At 29.2% G+C, this 19,264-nt stretch carries 22 protein-coding genes and 1 tRNA gene; 1 reads left to right on the top strand and 22 read right to left on the bottom strand.

The annotated features are described in order from the left end of the window. Positions 1-81 precede the first annotated feature (81 nt). The 15 genes from EBB51_RS13585 to EBB51_RS02275 all read right to left on the bottom strand — a co-directional run bounded on the left by EBB51_RS13585 (position 82) and on the right by EBB51_RS02275 (position 12,808). Positions 82-225, bottom strand: a complete 144-nt coding sequence (locus EBB51_RS13585) for a hypothetical protein (protein ID WP_190285308.1) — start codon at positions 223-225, stop codon at positions 82-84. Between the two features lie 16 nt (positions 226-241). Then, a complete protein-coding gene (locus tag EBB51_RS02335; RefSeq protein ID WP_123052969.1) occupies positions 242-562 on the bottom strand; it encodes a helix-turn-helix transcriptional regulator in 321 nt (106 codons plus the stop codon). A 2-nt stretch (positions 563-564) separates the two neighbouring features. Beyond that, entirely contained in the window at positions 565-756 is a 192-nt protein-coding gene (locus tag EBB51_RS02330; protein WP_123052968.1) for a hypothetical protein, read from the bottom strand. Between the two features lie 98 nt (positions 757-854). Further along, positions 855-1,682, bottom strand: coding sequence for a hypothetical protein (locus tag EBB51_RS02325; protein WP_123052967.1), 828 nt, complete (start codon positions 1,680-1,682; stop codon positions 855-857). 78 nt (positions 1,683-1,760) lie between these two features. Then, positions 1,761-2,327, bottom strand: a complete 567-nt coding sequence (locus tag EBB51_RS02320; protein WP_123052966.1) for a DUF4355 domain-containing protein — start codon at positions 2,325-2,327, stop codon at positions 1,761-1,763. Positions 2,328-2,425: 98 nt separating this feature from the next. Then, complete coding sequence (locus tag EBB51_RS02315) at positions 2,426-2,614, bottom strand: hypothetical protein (protein ID WP_123052965.1); 189 nt, start codon at positions 2,612-2,614, stop codon at positions 2,426-2,428. Between the two features lie 2,080 nt (positions 2,615-4,694). Then, positions 4,695-4,988, bottom strand: coding sequence for a hypothetical protein (locus EBB51_RS02310; RefSeq protein ID WP_123052964.1), 294 nt, complete (start codon positions 4,986-4,988; stop codon positions 4,695-4,697). A gap of 33 nt (positions 4,989-5,021) precedes the next feature. Then, positions 5,022-5,204 (bottom strand): hypothetical protein, encoded by a 183-nt coding sequence (locus EBB51_RS02305; RefSeq protein WP_123052963.1) that lies wholly within the window; start codon positions 5,202-5,204, stop codon positions 5,022-5,024. A gap of 822 nt (positions 5,205-6,026) precedes the next feature. Then, complete coding sequence (locus EBB51_RS02300) at positions 6,027-6,269, bottom strand: hypothetical protein (protein WP_123052962.1); 243 nt, start codon at positions 6,267-6,269, stop codon at positions 6,027-6,029. A 112-nt stretch (positions 6,270-6,381) separates the two neighbouring features. After that, positions 6,382-7,371 carry a tyrosine-type recombinase/integrase gene (locus EBB51_RS02295; protein ID WP_123052961.1) on the bottom strand — a complete coding sequence of 330 codons (990 nt, stop codon included), beginning with the start codon at positions 7,369-7,371 and terminating at the stop codon, positions 6,382-6,384. A gap of 153 nt (positions 7,372-7,524) precedes the next feature. Then, positions 7,525-7,621 (bottom strand) — tRNA-Sec (locus tag EBB51_RS13530). Positions 7,622-7,679: 58 nt separating this feature from the next. Beyond that, positions 7,680-9,611 (bottom strand): selenocysteine-specific translation elongation factor, encoded by a 1,932-nt coding sequence (gene selB, locus EBB51_RS02290; protein WP_123052960.1) that lies wholly within the window; start codon positions 9,609-9,611, stop codon positions 7,680-7,682. A gap of 47 nt (positions 9,612-9,658) precedes the next feature. After that, positions 9,659-11,041 carry an L-seryl-tRNA(Sec) selenium transferase gene (gene selA / locus EBB51_RS02285; protein WP_123052959.1) on the bottom strand — a complete coding sequence of 461 codons (1,383 nt, stop codon included), beginning with the start codon at positions 11,039-11,041 and terminating at the stop codon, positions 9,659-9,661. Between the two features lie 37 nt (positions 11,042-11,078). Further along, complete coding sequence (gene selD, locus EBB51_RS02280) at positions 11,079-12,116, bottom strand: selenide, water dikinase SelD (RefSeq protein WP_190285307.1); 1,038 nt, start codon at positions 12,114-12,116, stop codon at positions 11,079-11,081. An 80-nt stretch (positions 12,117-12,196) separates the two neighbouring features. After that, the gene (locus EBB51_RS02275) at positions 12,197-12,808 is read right to left on the bottom strand and encodes a helix-hairpin-helix domain-containing protein (protein ID WP_123052957.1); all 612 of its coding nucleotides are present in this window, start codon (positions 12,806-12,808) and stop codon (positions 12,197-12,199) included. Positions 12,809-12,935: 127 nt separating this feature from the next. On the opposite strand from EBB51_RS02275, the gene EBB51_RS02270 reads away from it, so the two are divergent. Beyond that, positions 12,936-14,153 carry a D-alanyl-D-alanine carboxypeptidase family protein gene (locus tag EBB51_RS02270; protein ID WP_123052956.1) on the top strand — a complete coding sequence of 406 codons (1,218 nt, stop codon included), beginning with the start codon at positions 12,936-12,938 and terminating at the stop codon, positions 14,151-14,153. Between the two features lie 53 nt (positions 14,154-14,206). Here EBB51_RS02270 and EBB51_RS02265 read toward each other — a convergent pair whose 3' ends face one another. The 7 genes from EBB51_RS02265 to rpmA all read right to left on the bottom strand — a co-directional run bounded on the left by EBB51_RS02265 (position 14,207) and on the right by rpmA (position 19,262). Continuing rightward, complete coding sequence (locus tag EBB51_RS02265) at positions 14,207-15,109, bottom strand: RluA family pseudouridine synthase (protein ID WP_123052955.1); 903 nt, start codon at positions 15,107-15,109, stop codon at positions 14,207-14,209. Between the two features lie 92 nt (positions 15,110-15,201). After that, positions 15,202-15,582: a RidA family protein gene (locus tag EBB51_RS02260; RefSeq protein ID WP_123052954.1), complete on the bottom strand. Its 381-nt coding sequence runs from the start codon at positions 15,580-15,582 to the stop codon at positions 15,202-15,204. A gap of 203 nt (positions 15,583-15,785) precedes the next feature. Next, complete coding sequence (yqeK, locus tag EBB51_RS02255) at positions 15,786-16,355, bottom strand: bis(5'-nucleosyl)-tetraphosphatase (symmetrical) YqeK (protein WP_123052953.1); 570 nt, start codon at positions 16,353-16,355, stop codon at positions 15,786-15,788. A 25-nt stretch (positions 16,356-16,380) separates the two neighbouring features. Then, positions 16,381-16,989 (bottom strand): nicotinate-nucleotide adenylyltransferase, encoded by a 609-nt coding sequence (nadD, locus tag EBB51_RS02250; RefSeq protein ID WP_123052952.1) that lies wholly within the window; start codon positions 16,987-16,989, stop codon positions 16,381-16,383. 43 nt (positions 16,990-17,032) lie between these two features. Further along, on the bottom strand, positions 17,033-18,307 hold the full coding sequence (gene obgE / locus EBB51_RS02245) for a GTPase ObgE (RefSeq protein WP_123052951.1): 1,275 nt from the start codon (positions 18,305-18,307) through the stop codon (positions 17,033-17,035). 18 nt (positions 18,308-18,325) lie between these two features. Further along, the gene (locus EBB51_RS02240) at positions 18,326-18,868 is read right to left on the bottom strand and encodes a Spo0B domain-containing protein (RefSeq protein ID WP_123052950.1); all 543 of its coding nucleotides are present in this window, start codon (positions 18,866-18,868) and stop codon (positions 18,326-18,328) included. A gap of 82 nt (positions 18,869-18,950) precedes the next feature. Then, the gene (rpmA, locus tag EBB51_RS02235) at positions 18,951-19,262 is read right to left on the bottom strand and encodes a 50S ribosomal protein L27 (protein WP_123052949.1); all 312 of its coding nucleotides are present in this window, start codon (positions 19,260-19,262) and stop codon (positions 18,951-18,953) included. Positions 19,263-19,264: the final 2 nt, after the last annotated feature.

The raw sequence follows: 19,264 nt of genomic DNA, 5'->3' as shown, positions 1-19,264 counted from the left end.
TTAATTTTAATCTCCAATTTACTCATCTCCTATCACTCATTAATGGTAGTCGGATTATCCAACCCACCTTAAAAATATATATTATTTATATTTTTTAGCATTTTTAAGTTTTCTGTCATTATTAATTTTCAGTTTTAATCTATTCTCTTCAGATTTTGTATGTTTTTTATGCTGGGAGTCTTTTATTATTTCATGACTTTTTTTCTTAAACTGTTCCATCATCATATTAAATTTTTCTTCCTTACTTAGTGGTTTTTTTGCTTGATTTTTTATCTGATTTTTGAACTTCTTCAACATTTTCAACCTCTTTATCTTTATTATTTTCTTCAACTTCTTTAACATCATCTAATATTTCAGTAGTATCTTCTTTCTGTTTTTTCTTTGCTGTAGATACTGCATAAATAGCATTTATATACTTGTCATGCTGTTCCTTAGAATAAGGATGTTTCCTATTCTCTATCATACTTATATAATTTTTAGAAACTCCCATATAATCTCCTATATCCTTCTGTGACAAATTATGTAATTGTCTTAAGAACTTCATTTTTTCCGCACTTAACATTTTTATTCCTCACTTTCTATTAATTTACTAATTTTATCTAACATTTTATTATTTTTTTCAAATTGTATGTTGTCTTTATCGAGTTGGTTTTTTAATTTTTGTATCATATCTTCTTGGCTTTGCAATAATTTCACATAGCCATCTACAATTTGTTGTACTTCTTCCTTTGTATATGTATCTTTTTCCTTTTCCATATAAAAACCACTCCCTAATTAATTTATGTTAACAAAATCACTTAAAAAAAAAGAAAGAGGTAATTTTCCCCTTTCCTTTTAAAAAGAATACTGCACTATTATATAGTCTTTTTCATCATAATAACGCCACTATCATCGATTAATTTTGTAGCATATATATATGTACCCACGATGTCACTAGCGTGTAATTTTTCTTCTCTTTCTTCTTTTATATCTATTGCCCTTTTTTCCATATAAGCAAGTGCATTTTTCTTTATGATGAATGATTTACATTCATTTGAAGTAGCATCAAAAGTTGAGTGGTTAGAATGAAATACTGGTATTCCTCTAAAATAACCAATCATGCCATTTCTAACTATACCATTTCCTGCCTGTGTAAATGTTTTATTCACATCTACAAATTCATCCATAGAATAAAATGAACTATCTATCCTACTATTAACAACAATTCCTGCCATATCATCAACATCTGCATCGTCCCCGAAGTTTGCTAATGCAGTATCTAGTTCTGCTGCTGTAATTGCTATAGCACTTGCTGTAGCAGTTTTAAGAGGTGTTGTACTTGCTTCTGTAATTAAGTCCCCATCCAAACTACGACTAAACACTACGGCTTGCTGGCTACTTGCTTCTTCAATCTGATTTCCCAGTGCTGTCATATCATCTATGTCATACACTCTTACAATGGAATCCTTCATTACTATTTTTGCAGTAGAATCATCTTGATCTAATGACTGTATTGGAGATTGTGTTCCTTTTACTACAGTATTAGCATCTCCGATAGTACGAAATTTTGGAAAATGGATTGTTTCCCCCACTGTTGTATTTTGTAAATCTCCTAATGCTGATGCTAAAAGTGCAACTCTAATCTTTCCTTCAAATTTTTCTCTTGTAACTTGTGAATATACCTCTGGTATTATTAATGCCATATAAACATCAATTCCTTTCTTATTTAAAATTTTTGATTATAATAAAAAAGTCACCTACTTTTATAAGTAAGTAACTTTTTATTTGCTTAATTTTTTATATAATTCTTCATTTGTTCTAAAAAGATTCATCCTATCAACTACACCCATCTTCTTAAACTGTTCTTTAGTAATACTATCTTCTTTAGATTTATGACTATCTGGTTTAAAACCACTATTTATTTGAGCATTATTAAATAATTCCTTTATTTCTGTTATAGAAGTTTCTAAATCCTCTGCACCTACTAAATATTTGCTTAGTTGTTTTGGTAGCCCCTTCTCTTCTAATTTATTAGAAACATTTAATACTTTTTCTTTCTGAGCAACTTCTTTTTCCTTATCTTCAAGAATCTTTAATCTTTTCTCCATTTCAATTTCTGCTTCAGATTTATCCTTTGGCTTGTACTTATTTATTTCGTCTGTAGCATCCTTCAATTTTTTACTATATTCTGTCCTTACTTTATCAGTTTCGCTTTGCAATATTTTGTCTAAATCAGATTTAGGCATATAGTCCTTAAATACTTCCTTTGCCTTTGTAACCTCGCCTGTAACATATTCAGTAACCTTTGCTTCCTGTTCATCTGATAAACCTAATTCTTTAAAATCCATTAATAATCAACATCCTTTCAAGTTCTTAAATATAAACCCTTATAGATAGTAAAACTGCCTTTAAGTTTTTATATCAAGACCTTATTTTAAATTTTTATTTAATAATTTAGTATAAACTCTTTTAGTTTAATTAATTTATTTTTGCCTAATTTTCTGTTATCACTTGCTAAATGTGCCACGTCAAAACGTGTTACTCCTGCTTTATCTGCAATCCATTGATAAGAAACACCTTTTTCTTTTTTTAGAAATATTATTTTTTCTCTAATTAACTCTCTAACATCATCCATGACTCCTCCCTCCTTTGTGCTTAAATATTTAATTTACTTTTTTATAAAGTTAGTAATATCAACTTATGTAATTATATATTTTATTTTTGTTTTGGTTATTTTGTGCTATAAAAAAAAAGAATAGAAATTAATCTATTCTTAAATATACAAAATTAAAGTACCAATAATTTATTTTATTAATGATACTTACAACGTATAAATTCCCGTTGCCCATTACTTTATACTTATTAACGGAGAGGGTAGGGTTTGAACCTACTACAAAAGTAATAAAACTTACCTAAAATAATATGTCATAAATAACAATACAATACACTAACTATAATTAAATAGTTAGAATCAACTATCAAATATATTGATAACTCATTTTAACCATTTTTTATTTTGATGATAGGTCATCACCCTATTTTATTATTTATATTTATATCTCTATATAATGAATTTATTAAAAACGCTGTCAAGCCTTGATATAAGCCAATTTGCGTATAATTCTATTTTCGACTATTTCGTTTATTTAACTCTTTTCCACTACTGATAAATAAGTATCAAAAATTAACCTTAAAGCCTTGATATAAGCCAGTTTACAAGGTTTCCTATTTCAAACAATTTTTTTTATTTAACTCTTTTCCACTACTGATAAATATATACACTAAAAACACGCTCTAGTTATTGATATTGAGCCATTTAATGAAGATTTCTATTTCGTTACATCTTTATGTAATATTCTATATTTTTGTACTCTTTTTCTTATATTTTCTTTTTCAATTTCTTTTGCACATTGTTTGCAATATTTTGTTTTATTGCTTTTAGATTTTATTAATAAATTACAATTATCACATTTCTTTATATTATTATATATACTCATATTAGGAAAATTGCATTTTTTGATTCAAAAATAGCCTTAACCGTTGATATAAGCCAATTTACATGATTTTTAAAACCGTCCGAATTATTTATTTTTATGATTATTGATGAAATGGTCATCGCCCTATTTTATTTATTTTATGTATCCCTTAAAGTAAAAATCATAAAAATTCTGCAATCCCTTGATATAAGCCAGTTTACATGACATTTCTATTTTCTTAACATTTTTTATTTTTTCTTATTTCTATATCCTTCCATATATCCCGAGATTGATATACTTCAAGCCATTGATATCAGCCAGTTTATAAAAATATTTTCCAAATCGTTAAACCATCATTTTTCAACTTTTGTTGTTCCCACTCCTATTGTAGCATATCCGTTAAAACCTGTAATCCATTGATACTACTATGTTTGTGAGGATTTTTAATACTTAGTTTTACCTCATTCTATAATCGCACTATTTTATTGCTTCATACTCATATACAAGGAATTAACTAATTTCTGAACCTATTGATATTATTTACTTTAAAGGGTGTTAAAAATTTTTTGCCTTGCAATTTTATAAAAATGTATACTTCTCTATATACAAGGAATTAGCAAAAGTTCAAACCTATTGATTTTACTTATTTTAAAAGGTATGAAAAAATTTTCATGTCCCCAAATTATAAAAAACACCTTTTACTCCTCATATTAGGAAATGTGCATTTTTTGATTTGAAGGTACTTAAATCCTTTTATTTAAAATGGTTTGCAAGATTTTCTACTTTATAACGTTTTTTTATTTTATATATCCCTTAAAGTGAAATTTATAAAATAGTCTATAATCATTTTATTTAAAACATTTTATGATAGTTTTATTGGTGGTTCTATTCCGTTACACTTATTTCTTTCCCTTAGAGACTCATTTACTAAAGTGCCTATAAACCGTTGATACTATGCGGTTTATTAAAGTTTTCTGAAAATATAGTCAACTTTAAAAGTGGCTCTCAGCCGTTGATATAAGCCAATTTGCAAGTTTTCTTATTTCGTCCGAATTATATTATTTTTCTTTATTTTTTAATCTGCATCCTCAAGGTATCTTATATTTTATTCTATTGCTTTAATTTATTTTTTAAATATAAGATACCTTGACCGTTATATATTAAATTAGGAGGTAGTTATTATTTTATTTTTTAAATTAAATCCTGAACTAAGGGGAAGTAACCCCCTAGTTATTTCAGTTAATTATATTCTATTGTAATAACAGAATTTTCTGTTATTATGCCCATTCTTTTTGGTTTATAGTCAAAAAACTCAACATCTGTAATTTTATCCATATCTATGGAGATAAAAGTTTCTTCAAATCTATCTATTTTATCTCCACTTAATCTTATACTATTATCATGTTCAATATTAAATTTAACATTTTTCATTTCAAAATTAGTATTAACTCCAACATCAACACTATTAAAACAAGATACTATGATTCTATCTGCCCCATTTAGTTTTTTTAATGTTTCTATTAAATTACTCATTTTAACTCCTCCTAATTTTATAATATTTGTGTTTTAACATAACCTACAAAATTCTTTGTAAGTCAATTTGCTTTTAACTCGGACAGGTATTTCTCCTCCAACATAGACTGTAAATACGTGTTCATTCTCTTCTAGTTTCCCTACATAATCGAATGGTACTATCTGTCCTATTTTCTTTTTTAATTGATCCTGTTTAATCTCTAATACATTACTCATGTTTCTCACCCCCTTATTATCTATTATACCATATATTTAATTAAAATCAACCATATTATATCATAATTTTAATTTACCTCTTTCTATCTCTTCATTATTTATTTTTATAATCAAATGCTCTAGTATTTATATTTTATTCTTTAAATCAAAGTCCTAATATTTTACTAATCATGTATAATTTATTAGAATTCATCATATCAACCTTTCAGTATACCAACTATACCTGTACTGGATTTATCACTCTAATTTCTAATAAATTTATTAAGGATTTACTACTAAATTTTGATTATACACTTGACTTTTGATCTACATATATTAAACTCTGGCAATAGTTAAGCAATTTGGATATAGTTTGCCCTAAGAAAGAGCAAAACAAAAATTAAACTCTGTATAATGAGTTGAAGTTTCTTTGTTTACTGCTATTGTAATGTATCTTTTATATCAAAATCAGTACCCTTTAATACTTGTCCACATTTTTCTGTGGATAATTAATACATTGCCGTCTTTCGACTACTGAACCGCTCCCACATAATATTTTTAATGGTCATGTGTACCCATTTGAGGGGTGTTTTTATAATAGCAGAAATTATTATACATCCCAGTAGATTTATTGCATTGGCTCTACTACACCATACTAATTATTTAACGTTGCTAGTATGTAAACACAACTCACATATACTTAAAAAAAAGTATAGGAAATACACCTTGCAAAACCAAATTTTTTTTGATAAAATCTATATTAGTTGGATATAGATTATCAATTTTAGGTTTATGCAAAATCTATTATTGATATTTAATTGTTAGTCACCTTTTTTAGGTGGCTTATTTCTTTTTATACATAGCCTTAAACATATTACTATCAATGCTCATGTATTTAATTGTTATCATGCCTGTAGTGTGTTTCATTGCTTGATAAATCCTATACCCATAAGAAGCAATTCTTACAATAACTATATAAATCTCAACACCTTCTCTTACTTCATCATTCTCATATATAATAGGTTGCTTATCATCTTCCATATCTTTCATTTGTTTGTATAATTCTTCTTTAATTAACACGATCATTCACCTTGCCCCTTATATGCTCCATAGAGCCATTCTGAGAGAGTTTATCATGTAGAAGTATTAATTGCTTGTCTGCTTAAATCAAGTGTCTTATATATGGCAATTCATGTAATTATTTTCTAAAGTATCTATCAACAGTATTAATTTTGTTATGATTTCTTTTTAAATCTTTCGTTTCTAATTGTATATATTTTCTAGTGGTCAAAATCGAAGAATGTCCCATGATCCTCTGGAGTGTAAATATTTCCATGCCTGATTTAACTGCGTTTGTGGCAAAGGTATGTCTAAACAAATAAGGTGAACATCTATGTTCTAATCCAACTTTTTTACCTATTTTTTTAAAACTAAGCATTAAATTTTGTTTTTTTATATATCCACCATAAGTATTTTGAAATACATAATCTCCACTTCTCATTTCTATTGCAATATCTATTAACTCTTTTAATACTTTTGCTGTTCTAGTACAAATTGGTAGTTGTCTTGATACTCTCGTTTTAGATACATCTGCCCTAACTGTTACAAGTCCATTCTTTAAATCAAAATCACTAATTTTTAATTCCGTTGCTTCACCAATCCTAATACCACAATCTAAAATCAAAAGCATCAACGAGAAATCTCTAAAACCTGTATAAGTATTTAAATCACACCCATTTAATAGTTTTTTAACTTCAACATCAGTAAGCGGTGTTTTTGCATCATCTGGTGTTTTTTGCAAATGAATCTTTATTGCTATGTTTTCTGTAATATAATTATTGTTATAAAGCCATCTCAGATATGCTAACAAAGTTCTTAATCTTAAATTAACTGTAAAAGGTGAATATTTTTTTTCAAAGGTCATATAGTACACATAACTTTTAAAAATATCTGAATTTATTGGCATATCAGTTTGTTTAAATTGTGTTTCACTTTCTACATATTTCTTAAAATATTTTAAATGTACATTATATTCTTCAAGTGTTCTTTCTCTAAGGTTTTCTAGTTCTTTTTCTTCCATAAATTTTTCATGTAAATCAAAAAATTCAGATATTGATATATTGTCAGTCGTTCTACCTACTTTTTTTAAATTTGTAATGTGGTTTAATTTAATCTTTCTTTTAGCCATTGATACATCTACCCTCCTTTCTTTTCATAATTTTCAACACAACATAACAGTTTATTGCATAAAAAAAGAGACCTTTATAAATATAACTATTTATAAAAATCTCTTTTAAATATGTAATTAAATCAAGTAATTTCAGTGCTTGTAATATCATTATGGCGGGAATATGTGGGAATCGAACCCACCCGTCGTGGTCTTAGCACGGCAACACGGTTTTGAAGACCGGCAGGCACACCAGCACCTATCTACCCCCATGCTTACAACACATCACTATCATATTATAAAGTATTCATTTTATTGTGTCAAATTTTTTAATTTAAATAATTGCTTATAGAATTATTTAATATTCTTTTATCACCAATTCTCTTAGTTAACTTTATACCATCAAAGTTTTCCAGCAGGGCAACAGCATATTTTCTACTTGTCTTTAATTCATCTCTAAATTCAGCTAGCGTCAAAGCTCCCTTTGATTGTATAAGTTCATACGCTATTTTTATCGCTTTATTATAATCATCTTTTAAGAAAAAACAATCTTCACTTACTTTAACAATTGTTCCGTTTTCTATTAAAGAATCAAAGACCATCCTCAAATCTTTTGTTTCTCCTATCTCTTCTTCAATTTCACTAAACTTAGGAGTTAAAAAACCGGACTTTTTAAATTTATCAATTATTTTTTGTTTAAGTTCTTCTTGTTTTTGAGTATAATTTACATTGAAATCAATTCTAGATATAAAGTTTCCATCAACTTTTATATCTTTATTTTTAACTAACAAATCAATTAATTCATCATATACCTTTTGTTTTATATTATTGCCAAATACTTTACCCTTTATTTCTTCCTTTGGAAATCCTAATTTTAAAGGATTTTCTTCATGAAACTTATTAACTAAGTCCTTTATTTTTGCTGCCTTTTCACTTAAAAAGTTTGCATCAATATATACTGCTTTATCTCCATCTCCTAATTTTATTACTTTACATTCATCTACTAATTTATTAAGTTCATCTTTAATACTTTGCTCGTTTTTACCGAATGACTTCAATATATCAATAAAATTAGGATATTTACTGCTCAACTTTTTCACAGTATCCTCAAGTATATTTTGTGTTTTTCCGCTTTTCTTTGTCTTAAGCTGTTCAATATAATCTTTATAAAATCTCTTTGCTTTTTTAGCATTTGGATCTATTATAGATCCACCACCTATAGTATACATTGGAGAATAAGATCTAATTACATATCTGTCATTTCTTTGGGCAGTAAGCGGCTTTTCAAGTCTTAATTGTACATATGCACTTTCACCTGGATTCAACTGTTCCCTATCTAATATAACAACCCTGCATATTATTTCACTAGTTCCATGGTATAACCTAACCCTCTGTCTGTTTTCTAAAGGTCTATCTGCACTTTTTAAATAATATAAACTGCAGTCCACTATCATAGATGGTTCCATTAAATTTTCTACAGAGATTACATCTCCTCTTTTAATATCTTTTACTTTTACATTTGATATATTCAAGGCACATCTTTGACCTGCTTCAGCCATCTTCACAGACTCATCGTGCACTTGAATTCCCCTTACCTTTGATACAGTCTTAGAAGGATATACTTCTATAGTATCTCCTTCATTAATAGTCCCACTAATGACAGTTCCAGTAGCTACAGTTCCAAATCCAGTTACAGAAAACACTCTATCTACAGGCAGTCTGAAATGACCTTCAATGTCCTTTTCTTCTAATTCATCTGTAATTTTATCTATGTCATATACAAGTTCTTTTATGCCTTCTCCAGTTTTGGATGAGACAGTATGTATCGTTGCATTTTCCAAAAATGTTCCTTTAACCTCTTTTTTTACATCATCTTTAACCATAGCAAGCCATTCTTCATCTACCATATCTGATTTTGTAATAACTATTATCCCATTTTTTACATCCAAAAGTTGAAGTATTTCAAAATGTTCCTTTGTTTGAGGCATTATTCCTTCATCCGCAGCAATTACTAGAAGGACTGCATCTATACTGCTGACACCAGCTAACATATTTTTTATAAACTTTTCGTGACCTGGAACATCTATTATTCCAGCTCTTTTTCCAGAAGGTAAATCAAAAAAAGTAAATCCTAAATTAATAGATATACCTCTTTCCTTTTCCTCTCTCAAGGTATCTGTTTCTCTGCCAGTCAGTGCTTTTATAAGTGTAGTCTTTCCATGATCTATATGACCAGCTGTTCCTATTATGACATGTTTCATGCAGCAACACACCTTCCCATTAATCTATAACATTTTTAAAGTGAATTTTATATATTTTTAAATGATTCTACGATTGTATCAAAATCTCTATCAAATATAGTCCTCAAATCCATTATTACTTCATCATTTGATACTCTGACTATTATAGGTACCTTATTATTTCTAAGTTTAGTTTCTAACTCTTCAGGTTTAATTTCACTACTTTTCACCTTTATAATACATGTAGGTATTCTCTCAGCTGGCATTGATCCACCGCCAACCATTGAATAGTCATAGTCTACTATGAATTCAAATTTGTGAGTGCTGTTTTTAAGCTTTCTTCTCAATCTCTGAGCTCTTTTTTTCTGCTTGTCTTTATCACTTAATATCATATTCAATGTTGGTATTTTATCCACTGCTTCTTTTTCATCCAAATAATACTTCAAGGTACCTTCTAGCGCTGCCAGTGTCATCTTATCAATTCTAAGTGCCCTTGTTAATTGATTGCTTTTCATTTTATCTATATATTTTTTCTTTCCAACTATTATTCCAGCTTGCGGACCACCCAGCATTTTATCACCACTAAAAGTTACTACATCAACTCCACGTTTTAAGCTTTCTTGAACCATAGGTTCATATGTAAAACCATATTTTGAAAAGTCAATTAAAGTTCCACTTCCTATGTCTTCTATGATTGGAACCGACTTTTCCAAACTTAGTTTAACTAAACTGTCTAAATCAACACCTTCTGTAAAACCCAATATTTTAAAATTAGAAGTATGCACCTTTAGAAAAACTCCAGTATTTTCACTTACAGCATTTTCATAATCATATAAATGAGTTCTATTTGTAGTTCCAACTTCCACTAAAGAAGCTCCGCTAAAAGCCATGACATCTGGAATTCTAAATGATCCCCCTATTTCAACGAGTTGTCCACGAGACACGATTGCTTCTTTATTTTTACACAATGTATTTAAGGCCAGCATAATTCCAGCTGCATTATTATTTACTACCAAAGCAGCTTCTGCTCCAGTGACCTTTTTTATAAGTTCCTCTACATGACTATACCTTGATCCCCTTTTACCACTTTCTAAATCATACTCTAAATTACTATAATTTTGTGCCACATTTATTACATTATCTAAAGCTCCCTTTGCTAATATTGATCTTCCCAAATTAGTATGTATTATTACACCAGTTGCATTTATTAATTTTTTAAAATTGCTTCCTTTAACATCATCTACTATATTTAAAAATTCCCTTAATATATCCTTATCTTCAAATTGTACTATTTGTTCTTTTAATATCAAGCTTCTGTAATTGTCAATTGATTTTCTAAGTGATTCTATAACTATTGTTCTTGGCATATACTTCAGTTGTTCTTGTACAACAGCTTCACTTAACATTTGATCTATTTTAGGCAATTTTCTAAGCAAATCTTTTTTTAACATAATAAAAATCCTCCTTAAGGAGCAATTATTTAGCTGCTTAATCTACTATTAAGAACTTATTATCTTGCTTTGGAATAACTTCTCCTATAATACTTGATTTTAGTTCTAAACCTGATAATTCACCCATGATTTTACTACCTTCTTTTTCAGAACATGTAATCATGAGTCCGCCGGAAGTTTGTGGATCAAACGTGATATCTTGAATCCATTCAGGTACGTTTTTAAATTCAAATTTTCCATCTATATGTTTTCTATTATTATAGCATCCTGCTGGTACAAGACCCATCTTTGCATATTCTTCTGCTTCTTTTATATATGGTATATTACTTGAATGAAGTTTTAATGTAACATTGGATGCAGACGCCATTTCGTACGAATGTCCCATTAGTCCAAAACCAGTTATATCTGTACATGCTGTAATATCATGCTTTGCTATTATTTCCCCAGCATACTTATTTAAGGCAGACATAATCTTTACAGCTTCAATATATGCACTTTCCGAAACTACTTTACCCTTTATAGCAGCATTTACTATACCTGTTCCAAGCGGCTTTGTAACTATAACTATGTCCCCAACCTTTGAGCCATAATTTCTAAGTATCTTGTTTGGATTTACAGTTCCCATTACAGACAAACCATATTTAGGCTCATTATCATCAACAGTATGACCTCCTATAACTACTGCCCCTGATTCTATTACCTTGTCAGCTCCACCTCTTAAAATTTCACCTAAAACATCTGTTGATAAACACGATGGAAAGCAAACAATATTAAGTGCTACTTTTGGTATTCCTCCCATGGCATACACATCACTCAATGAGTTAGCTGCTGCTATTTGTCCAAAAGTATATGGATCATCAACTACCGGAGTAAAAAAATCCAGTGTTTGTATTACAGCTGTATCATCATTTAATTTATAAACTGCAGCATCATCTGATGTTTCAATACCAACTATCAAATTTTCATCATGCATTTTAGGTATTTTATTTAATATATTTGAAAGGGTCTCCGGCCCTATTTTAGCAGCTCATCCAGAGGTCCTTGTGAGCTCTGTAAGTTTTGTGCTTATAGACATAATAATACACCTCTCATTTTAAATTTACAGCTTTCATTATATAACAATTTTTAGTATATTGGCAATTGAGTATAAAAACTTTAACTAACATCTATCTTGTCTTTTATCTTTTCTAATGTCTTATCACCAATTCTGCCAACCTTTTTAAGGTCTTGAATAGTCTTAAATCCCCCATTTTCCTCCCTATAATCTATTATTTTCTGAGCCGTTATATCTCCTATTCCAGGAATTTTTTTAAGTTCTTCCTTTGATGCTGAATTTATATTAATCTTTTGATTATCACTTGAACTTCCGGTTGAACTTCCTGTAGAAGACTGAACTTGTAGATCACTTGGAGTATTTGTCTTCTTTTCTACATATATATAATCTTCATCTTTTAACTTTTTAGCTAAATTTAATTTTAATGTATTTGCACTTTCAGTAGATCCGCCTGCAGCTTTAACCAAGTCTTGAATTCTACTATCAGATTTCATCTTATATACACCTGGATTTTTTACTTCGCCGTTTATATAGGCAGTTATACTCTTATTTTCCTCGTTATGATTAACACTTTTGTCAGTCGAAATCTCATTAAAAACCTCTTTGGTATTAACCTCTTTGCTTGGTTTTGATATAAAATAGCCTGCTATTAAAAAGGTTAAAAATATAACTAAAATAACTACAGAACCTATTATTTTTTTCTTTTTATCTATAATAATTCCTCCTTGTTATAAATTTTTATCTTTACTATTTACATTATTGACAGCTTTTTTGAAATTCTGTCGCACAAACTTAAGTTTTTTGATATAATTATTAATATTGATGCGTTAGGAGGCAAGAATGAAAAAATTTTTAACCTTTTTTGTATGTTTTTTTATAGTATTTGCAGAACTTTCTTATAAAGTTCAAGCAAATAACGATCCACCATCTGTATCAGCAGACAGTGCAGTTATTATGGATGCGGCAACAGGAACTCTTTTATATGGGAAAAATGAAGATGCTGCTTATCCACCAGCCTCTACTACAAAATTAATGACAGCACTTTTAACATTGGAAAGCTGTAATTTAGATGATGTTGTAACAATTGGTAAAAACCCTCCACTAGCTGATGGAAGTAAAATTTATCTATATGAAGGTGAAGAAATAAAGGTAAGAGATCTTTTATATGGACTTATGTTAGTTTCCGGTAATGATTGTGCCGAAGCACTTGCCGAATACATCAGTGGTTCATGTGATAAATTTGCAGTTGCAATGAATAAAAGAGCCCTTGAATTAGGATGTAAAGATACAAATTTCGTAAATCCAAGTGGTTTATTTAATGATAAACATAAAACTTCAGCGAGAGATTTAGCACTTATAATGAGGGAACTTTCAAAAAAACCTGACTATGTAAAAATTGCTGCTACTAGTTTTTACTCGATACCATCAACAAATAAATTTCCTCATGCAAGACCACTTTGGAATGAAAATAAATTAATACAAAAGTCATCTAATTTTTATTATCCTGGTTGTATTGGCGGTAAAACTGGATATACGGTTCAATCATTTCATTCTTATGTAGCTTGTGCAACGCGAAACGGCAGAACACTTATAGTTGCTTTGTTACATGATAAGAATAAGACCTTTTTTCCAGATTCTATAGCCTTGTTCAATTATGGTTTTGACAACTTTGATTGGGTAAAATTATATTCAAAAGGCGATTTAGTAACTACATACAATAATAGAGGCTTGACAGTTCCACTTTTAGCAGCTTCTGATTTTTACTATATAAAATCAAAGACAGATAATCATATACCTAACTTTAAATTAAAAAATCAAAACTTGAATTTAAAATTTTTCAATAAGGGTGATACTGTCGCAGCTGGAAATATTCTTTTAAATAACAAAAGCATAGGAACGCTAAATTTAAAAAGTGGTACAGACCATAATTTTAAACAAGCAATGCAGTCAACATTAATCCCAGGGTTACATGTTAAATTAACGTACTTAATTCCTGCTGGATTAATAATTTTAGGAGCAGCAGTATATACTTTTAAAAAATTTCATCTTTCAAAATAAGTGACCTTAAAATTTAGAATATGTTAAAATAAAATTTTGATAACTTAAGCTTATCAAAATTTTATTTTATCTATTAAACTTTTTATATCTTCTGGCAGTCCTATTTCTAAGCTCAATTCTTTTCCTGTTCTTGGATGAGGAAATTTTAACTTGTAAGCATGAAGTGCCTGCCTGTTTATGTACTTTGTATCGTCTTCATTACAATATAAATCATCTCCATAAAGAGGATATCCAATGTGCGACATATGCACTCTTATTTGATGTGTTCTACCTGTCTTTAATGTAAGCTTTACCAAGTCTCCGCCGTTAAAGCTATTAACAACTTCATAACAAGTTATACTTTTTTGTCCTCTTTCATCTACAACTCTTTTTATACTTCCATCTTCAGTTTTATAAATTGGAAGATCAATTACTCCACTCTTTTTCGGCAGATTACCATGCACTACTGCAAGATAACTCTTCTCAAAATCATCGCTGTGCATATCTCGAGATAATGCCATATGTGAAAATTGATTCTTTGCAACTATGATAAGACCTGAAGTATTCATATCCAATCTGCTTACCAATCTAACTATACATTGTTCTCCATTTTCCCTAAAGTAATAAAGAAGACCATTTGCCAGCGTACCACTTTGGTAGCTCTTAGTAGGGTGTACAACCATTCCAGGTCTCTTATTTACAACTATAATATCCATATCTTCATATACGACATCTATATCCATCTTTTCAGGTTCTATATTTTGTTCTTCCTTTTTAGGTAAATCAATGTTTATCTTATCATTTGCCTTTACAACATAATTAAGTCTTACAACTTCATTATTTACCATTATTCTTTTATCCAATGCTGCACCTTTTATAAGTCTGCTTGATAACTTACATACAGTTTTTAAATATTGCCTTAATTTCGTACCCTCGTTATATTTATCAACCTCAAATATAAGACTATTTTCCTGCATAAAAAAGCTCCTTTTACTAAATATAAATTAAAAAATGATTGCTAAAACGTAGAAACCCTATATAAGTTGAAACTTATATAGGGTAATAAATTCTAGTCTAAAAGTGCAATTACTTCAACTTCAACTAGTGCATCTTTTGGAAGTTTTACTTCTACACAAGATCTAGCTGGCATATCCTTTTGGAAATACTTTGCATAAACTTCATTTACAGCTCCAAAATCACTCATATTCTTTACATAGACAGTTGTTTTTACAACTTTATCAAAAGATGTACCTGCCTCCTCTAGTAAAGCTTTTATGTTCTCTAAAGATCTTTCTGCAGCTTTTTTTACGTCACCTGATACCAATTCACCAGTTGATGGATCTAGTGGTATTTGACCTGATGTAAATAAAAAATTTCCTGCCTTAACAGCTTGTGAATAAGGTCCAACAGCTCCTGGTGCCTTATTTGTACTTATTATTTCTTTTTTCATAATTAAACCCTCCTAAAATTTATAATTAAATCATATTTAAAATTTATAATTAAATTGTACTTATATAGCAAAGCAAGTTCTATGCCAATAAGTAGTTAATATGATCTTTTAAGCTAAAATGCGTGTTATTTAGTGTTTAATATACATTTTTACAATACACTAATTATCAAAAATAATAATTAATTATCATTTTTGATAATAGTTTATTTGCTGTTATACAATATGTAATTTCTTCCTTCTATAGTATTTACGTGAAGAAGTTGCTCTTTTTCAATGACATATTTGATTGTATTGTTAAAAGCCATAAGCATTGCCTTATTTAAGTCATATGTAACTTCTTTTCTCAAATTATCTACTCCCGGAAAATTTCTTAATGGTTCTACATAATCTGCTATGTATATAATTTTTTCAAGAAGATTCATATCCCTTTTTCCGGTTGTATGATATGCAATTGAACTTAAAATCTCTTCATCTTCTATTCCCATTTTTTCTTTTGCAACCACAGCACCAATAAATCCATGTAATAACTTTGGATTTTCCTTATATACATTATCCACATTTATATTATGCGAAAGTGCTATACTTAATAAATCATCATTACTCATGTTCTTAGCACAATCATGTGAGAGACCAGCAATCCTAGCCTTTTCAATATCTGCGCCATAAATTTCTGCAAGTTTAACTGCAGTATCTCTTACACTTAAACTATGTTCATACCTTGCATCTTTAAGATTATCTTTTAAATAATCTATGATTTGATCTTCACTCCACACCCTAATCACTCCAAAACTATAACAACTATTTATTTTTATATAAGCCTAATTTTTTTATCATGTTATAAACATTACATGGTAATAAGTAACTTACATTTCTATCCATTTGTATTAACTTTCTTATGTTAGTTGAAGATATATCTAAGAGAGGTATATCTAAAAATATTATATTACTATCATACTTTTTTTCCAACTCATATTTTTTTCTTTTTATATCATCTATTAAATATCCTGGTCTATTAAAGGTTACAAAATTACATAATTTTAAAACTTGTTCATAGTTTTTCCAACCTTCTATGTCCATAAGACAATCCACACCAGTTATAAAATACCACTTTGTATCTTTTTCTAATTCATTGAAATATTCAAGAGTTTTATACGTATAGCTCAAATTATCATTCTTTATTTCATAGTCACTTACGCAAAAGCTCTTTTCTTGGCTTACAGCCATTTTTACCATTTCATATCTTAAGTTTACTTCTGTTATATTTTCATCTAATTTATGCGGTGGATTGCTAGAAGGTACAAATATAACTTTATCTAAATCTAATTTATATAAAGCTTCGTAGGCTATATGTAAATGTCCATTGTGAATAGGATCAAAAGTGCCTCCAAAAATAGCCTTTTTAATCATATAACTATCTCTCCTATGTCAATCACTTAAAATAATAATTTCATTACAACATATATTCAAATTGGAAGTCATTTAAAACTACGGTATCCCCATCTTTTATTCCCATATCTTTAAGTTCATTAAGTACTCCCTTATTTTTAAGTACCTTGTGGAAGTATCTTAAATCATCTGCATCATTTACATTTACACTTGCAAGCAATCTGTCTACAAAACTTCCCTCTACAATATACATATCCTCTTCTTTTCTTATTGTATATGTAAATCTTTTTTCCTCAGGTACAAACTTTTCATTCTCTGGTATTTCAGTATCTGTAATAGGAATTAAGCTTAGCATTCTAGCTGCTTCTTTCATAAGCTCATCTACGCCTTGTTTTGTAGCAGCAGATATCTTAAATACTTTATCATATCCTAATTTTGAAACTTTTTGTTTAAAGTCTTGAAATGCTTGTTCGTCATACAGCATATCAGCCTTATTTGCAGCAATTATCTGAGGTCTATCCCACAATTTTACATCATACTTTTTCAACTCTTCATTTATCTTTAAAAAGTCCTCAAATGGATCTCTTCCTTCTACTCCAGAAATATCGACAACATGAATTAACAACCTAGTTCTTTCAATATGTCTCAAAAATTGAATACCTAATCCAACACCCTCTGAAGCACCTTCTATTATTCCAGGAATATCGGCTATTACAAAACTTGTTATCTTCGGAATATCAACTACTCCCAAATTAGGATTTAGAGTAGTAAAATGGTAATTTGCTATTTTAGGTTTTGCTTTAGTTACTACAGACAGCAAAGTAGACTTCCCTACGTTTGGAAATCCAACTAATCCTACATCAGCAAGGACTTTTAGTTCTAAAGATATAAGCCTTTCTTCTCCAGGCATTCCAGGCTCTGCAAAATCAGGTGCTTGCCTTGTAGAAGTAGTAAATCTAACATTCCCTCTTCCACTTCTGCCGCCTTTGGCTACTATACACTTATCTTCATTATGTGATAAATCTGCCATTATTTTATTTGTATTCACATCTCTTACTACAGTTCCAATTGGAACTTTTATATATAAATTTTCTCCATTTTTTCCAAAACACTTAGAGCCAGAACCATTTCCACCATCTTCTGCTTTATATTTTTTCCTATATGCAAAATCCAAAAGTGTTGTCATATTAGAACTTGCAACTAATACAACATCGCCGCCTCTGCCTCCATCACCACCATCAGGTCCTCCAAATGGAACATATTTTTCTCTTCTAAAAGAAATAGATCCATCCCCACCATCACCTGATTTTACAAATATCCTTGCTGTATCAACAAACACTATTTCCAACTCCTCTTTTTATAATAAAAATGTAACCCTATATCCTAAATTATTTTCATAACTACATTTATGTAATTTTAGTTCTTCAATACCTACATCCATAGAGTCCCAATTTTCCATCCAATTTAATTCATCAATCAAACTTTCATTATTCGATATGAGAAAACTTTGCCCTAGTTTGTCTTCAAAAATATATATATAAATATACTTAACGCTATTATTTTCAAAACTACTAAATATATTCTTTACTAAATTATTTTTTTTGATATAATCTTTTTCAAAAAATTTCTTGTAAAATTTCTCTATTTCTACATTGGCTTCTACTGAATATTCTTTTTGTATAATAGACTTTATATTTTGCTCGAAACAAAATCCAAAATAATTGTCTCCTAATGCATATATAGAACTTATAACTATATTTTCTTTACTTAGCTTTTCCAAGTAATTAACTGCCCTATCAACATCATTAATTTGTAAATATCCATATATAATTTGAAAATCATTCATAAAATCATGACGCTGCTTTCTCATAAGATCAATGCACTTAGTAATATCGTCCATATACTTTCACCACCAATAATTTAAGAATTAAGTCATTAAACTTTCAAAAAAAGCACCCTAACTTAGGGTGCCTTATTGTAAGCTATTCTGCTATTTCTGCTGCTACTTTTTCAACATCTACAGGATAAACGCTAGCTTTCTTTTTGCTTTTTCCTACTCTTTCGTATTTAACTACTCCATCTACTTTTGCAAATAAAGTATCATCTCCACCCTTTCCAACATTATCTCCTGGATGGATCTTTGTTCCCCTTTGTCTAACCAATATATTTCCAGCTAAAACAAATTGTCCGTCTGCACATTTAGTTCCAAGTCTCTTTGATTCACTATCTCTTCCGTTTCTTGAGCTACCTACCCCTTTTTTATGAGCAAATAACTGAAGGTTTATTAGTAACATAT

This window comes from Clostridium sp. JN-1 (assembly GCF_003718715.1).
In the GTDB taxonomy this organism is placed as follows: Bacteria; Bacillota; Clostridia; order Clostridiales; family Clostridiaceae; genus Clostridium_AV.
This window is presented reverse-complemented; position numbering and strand designations above follow the sequence as displayed.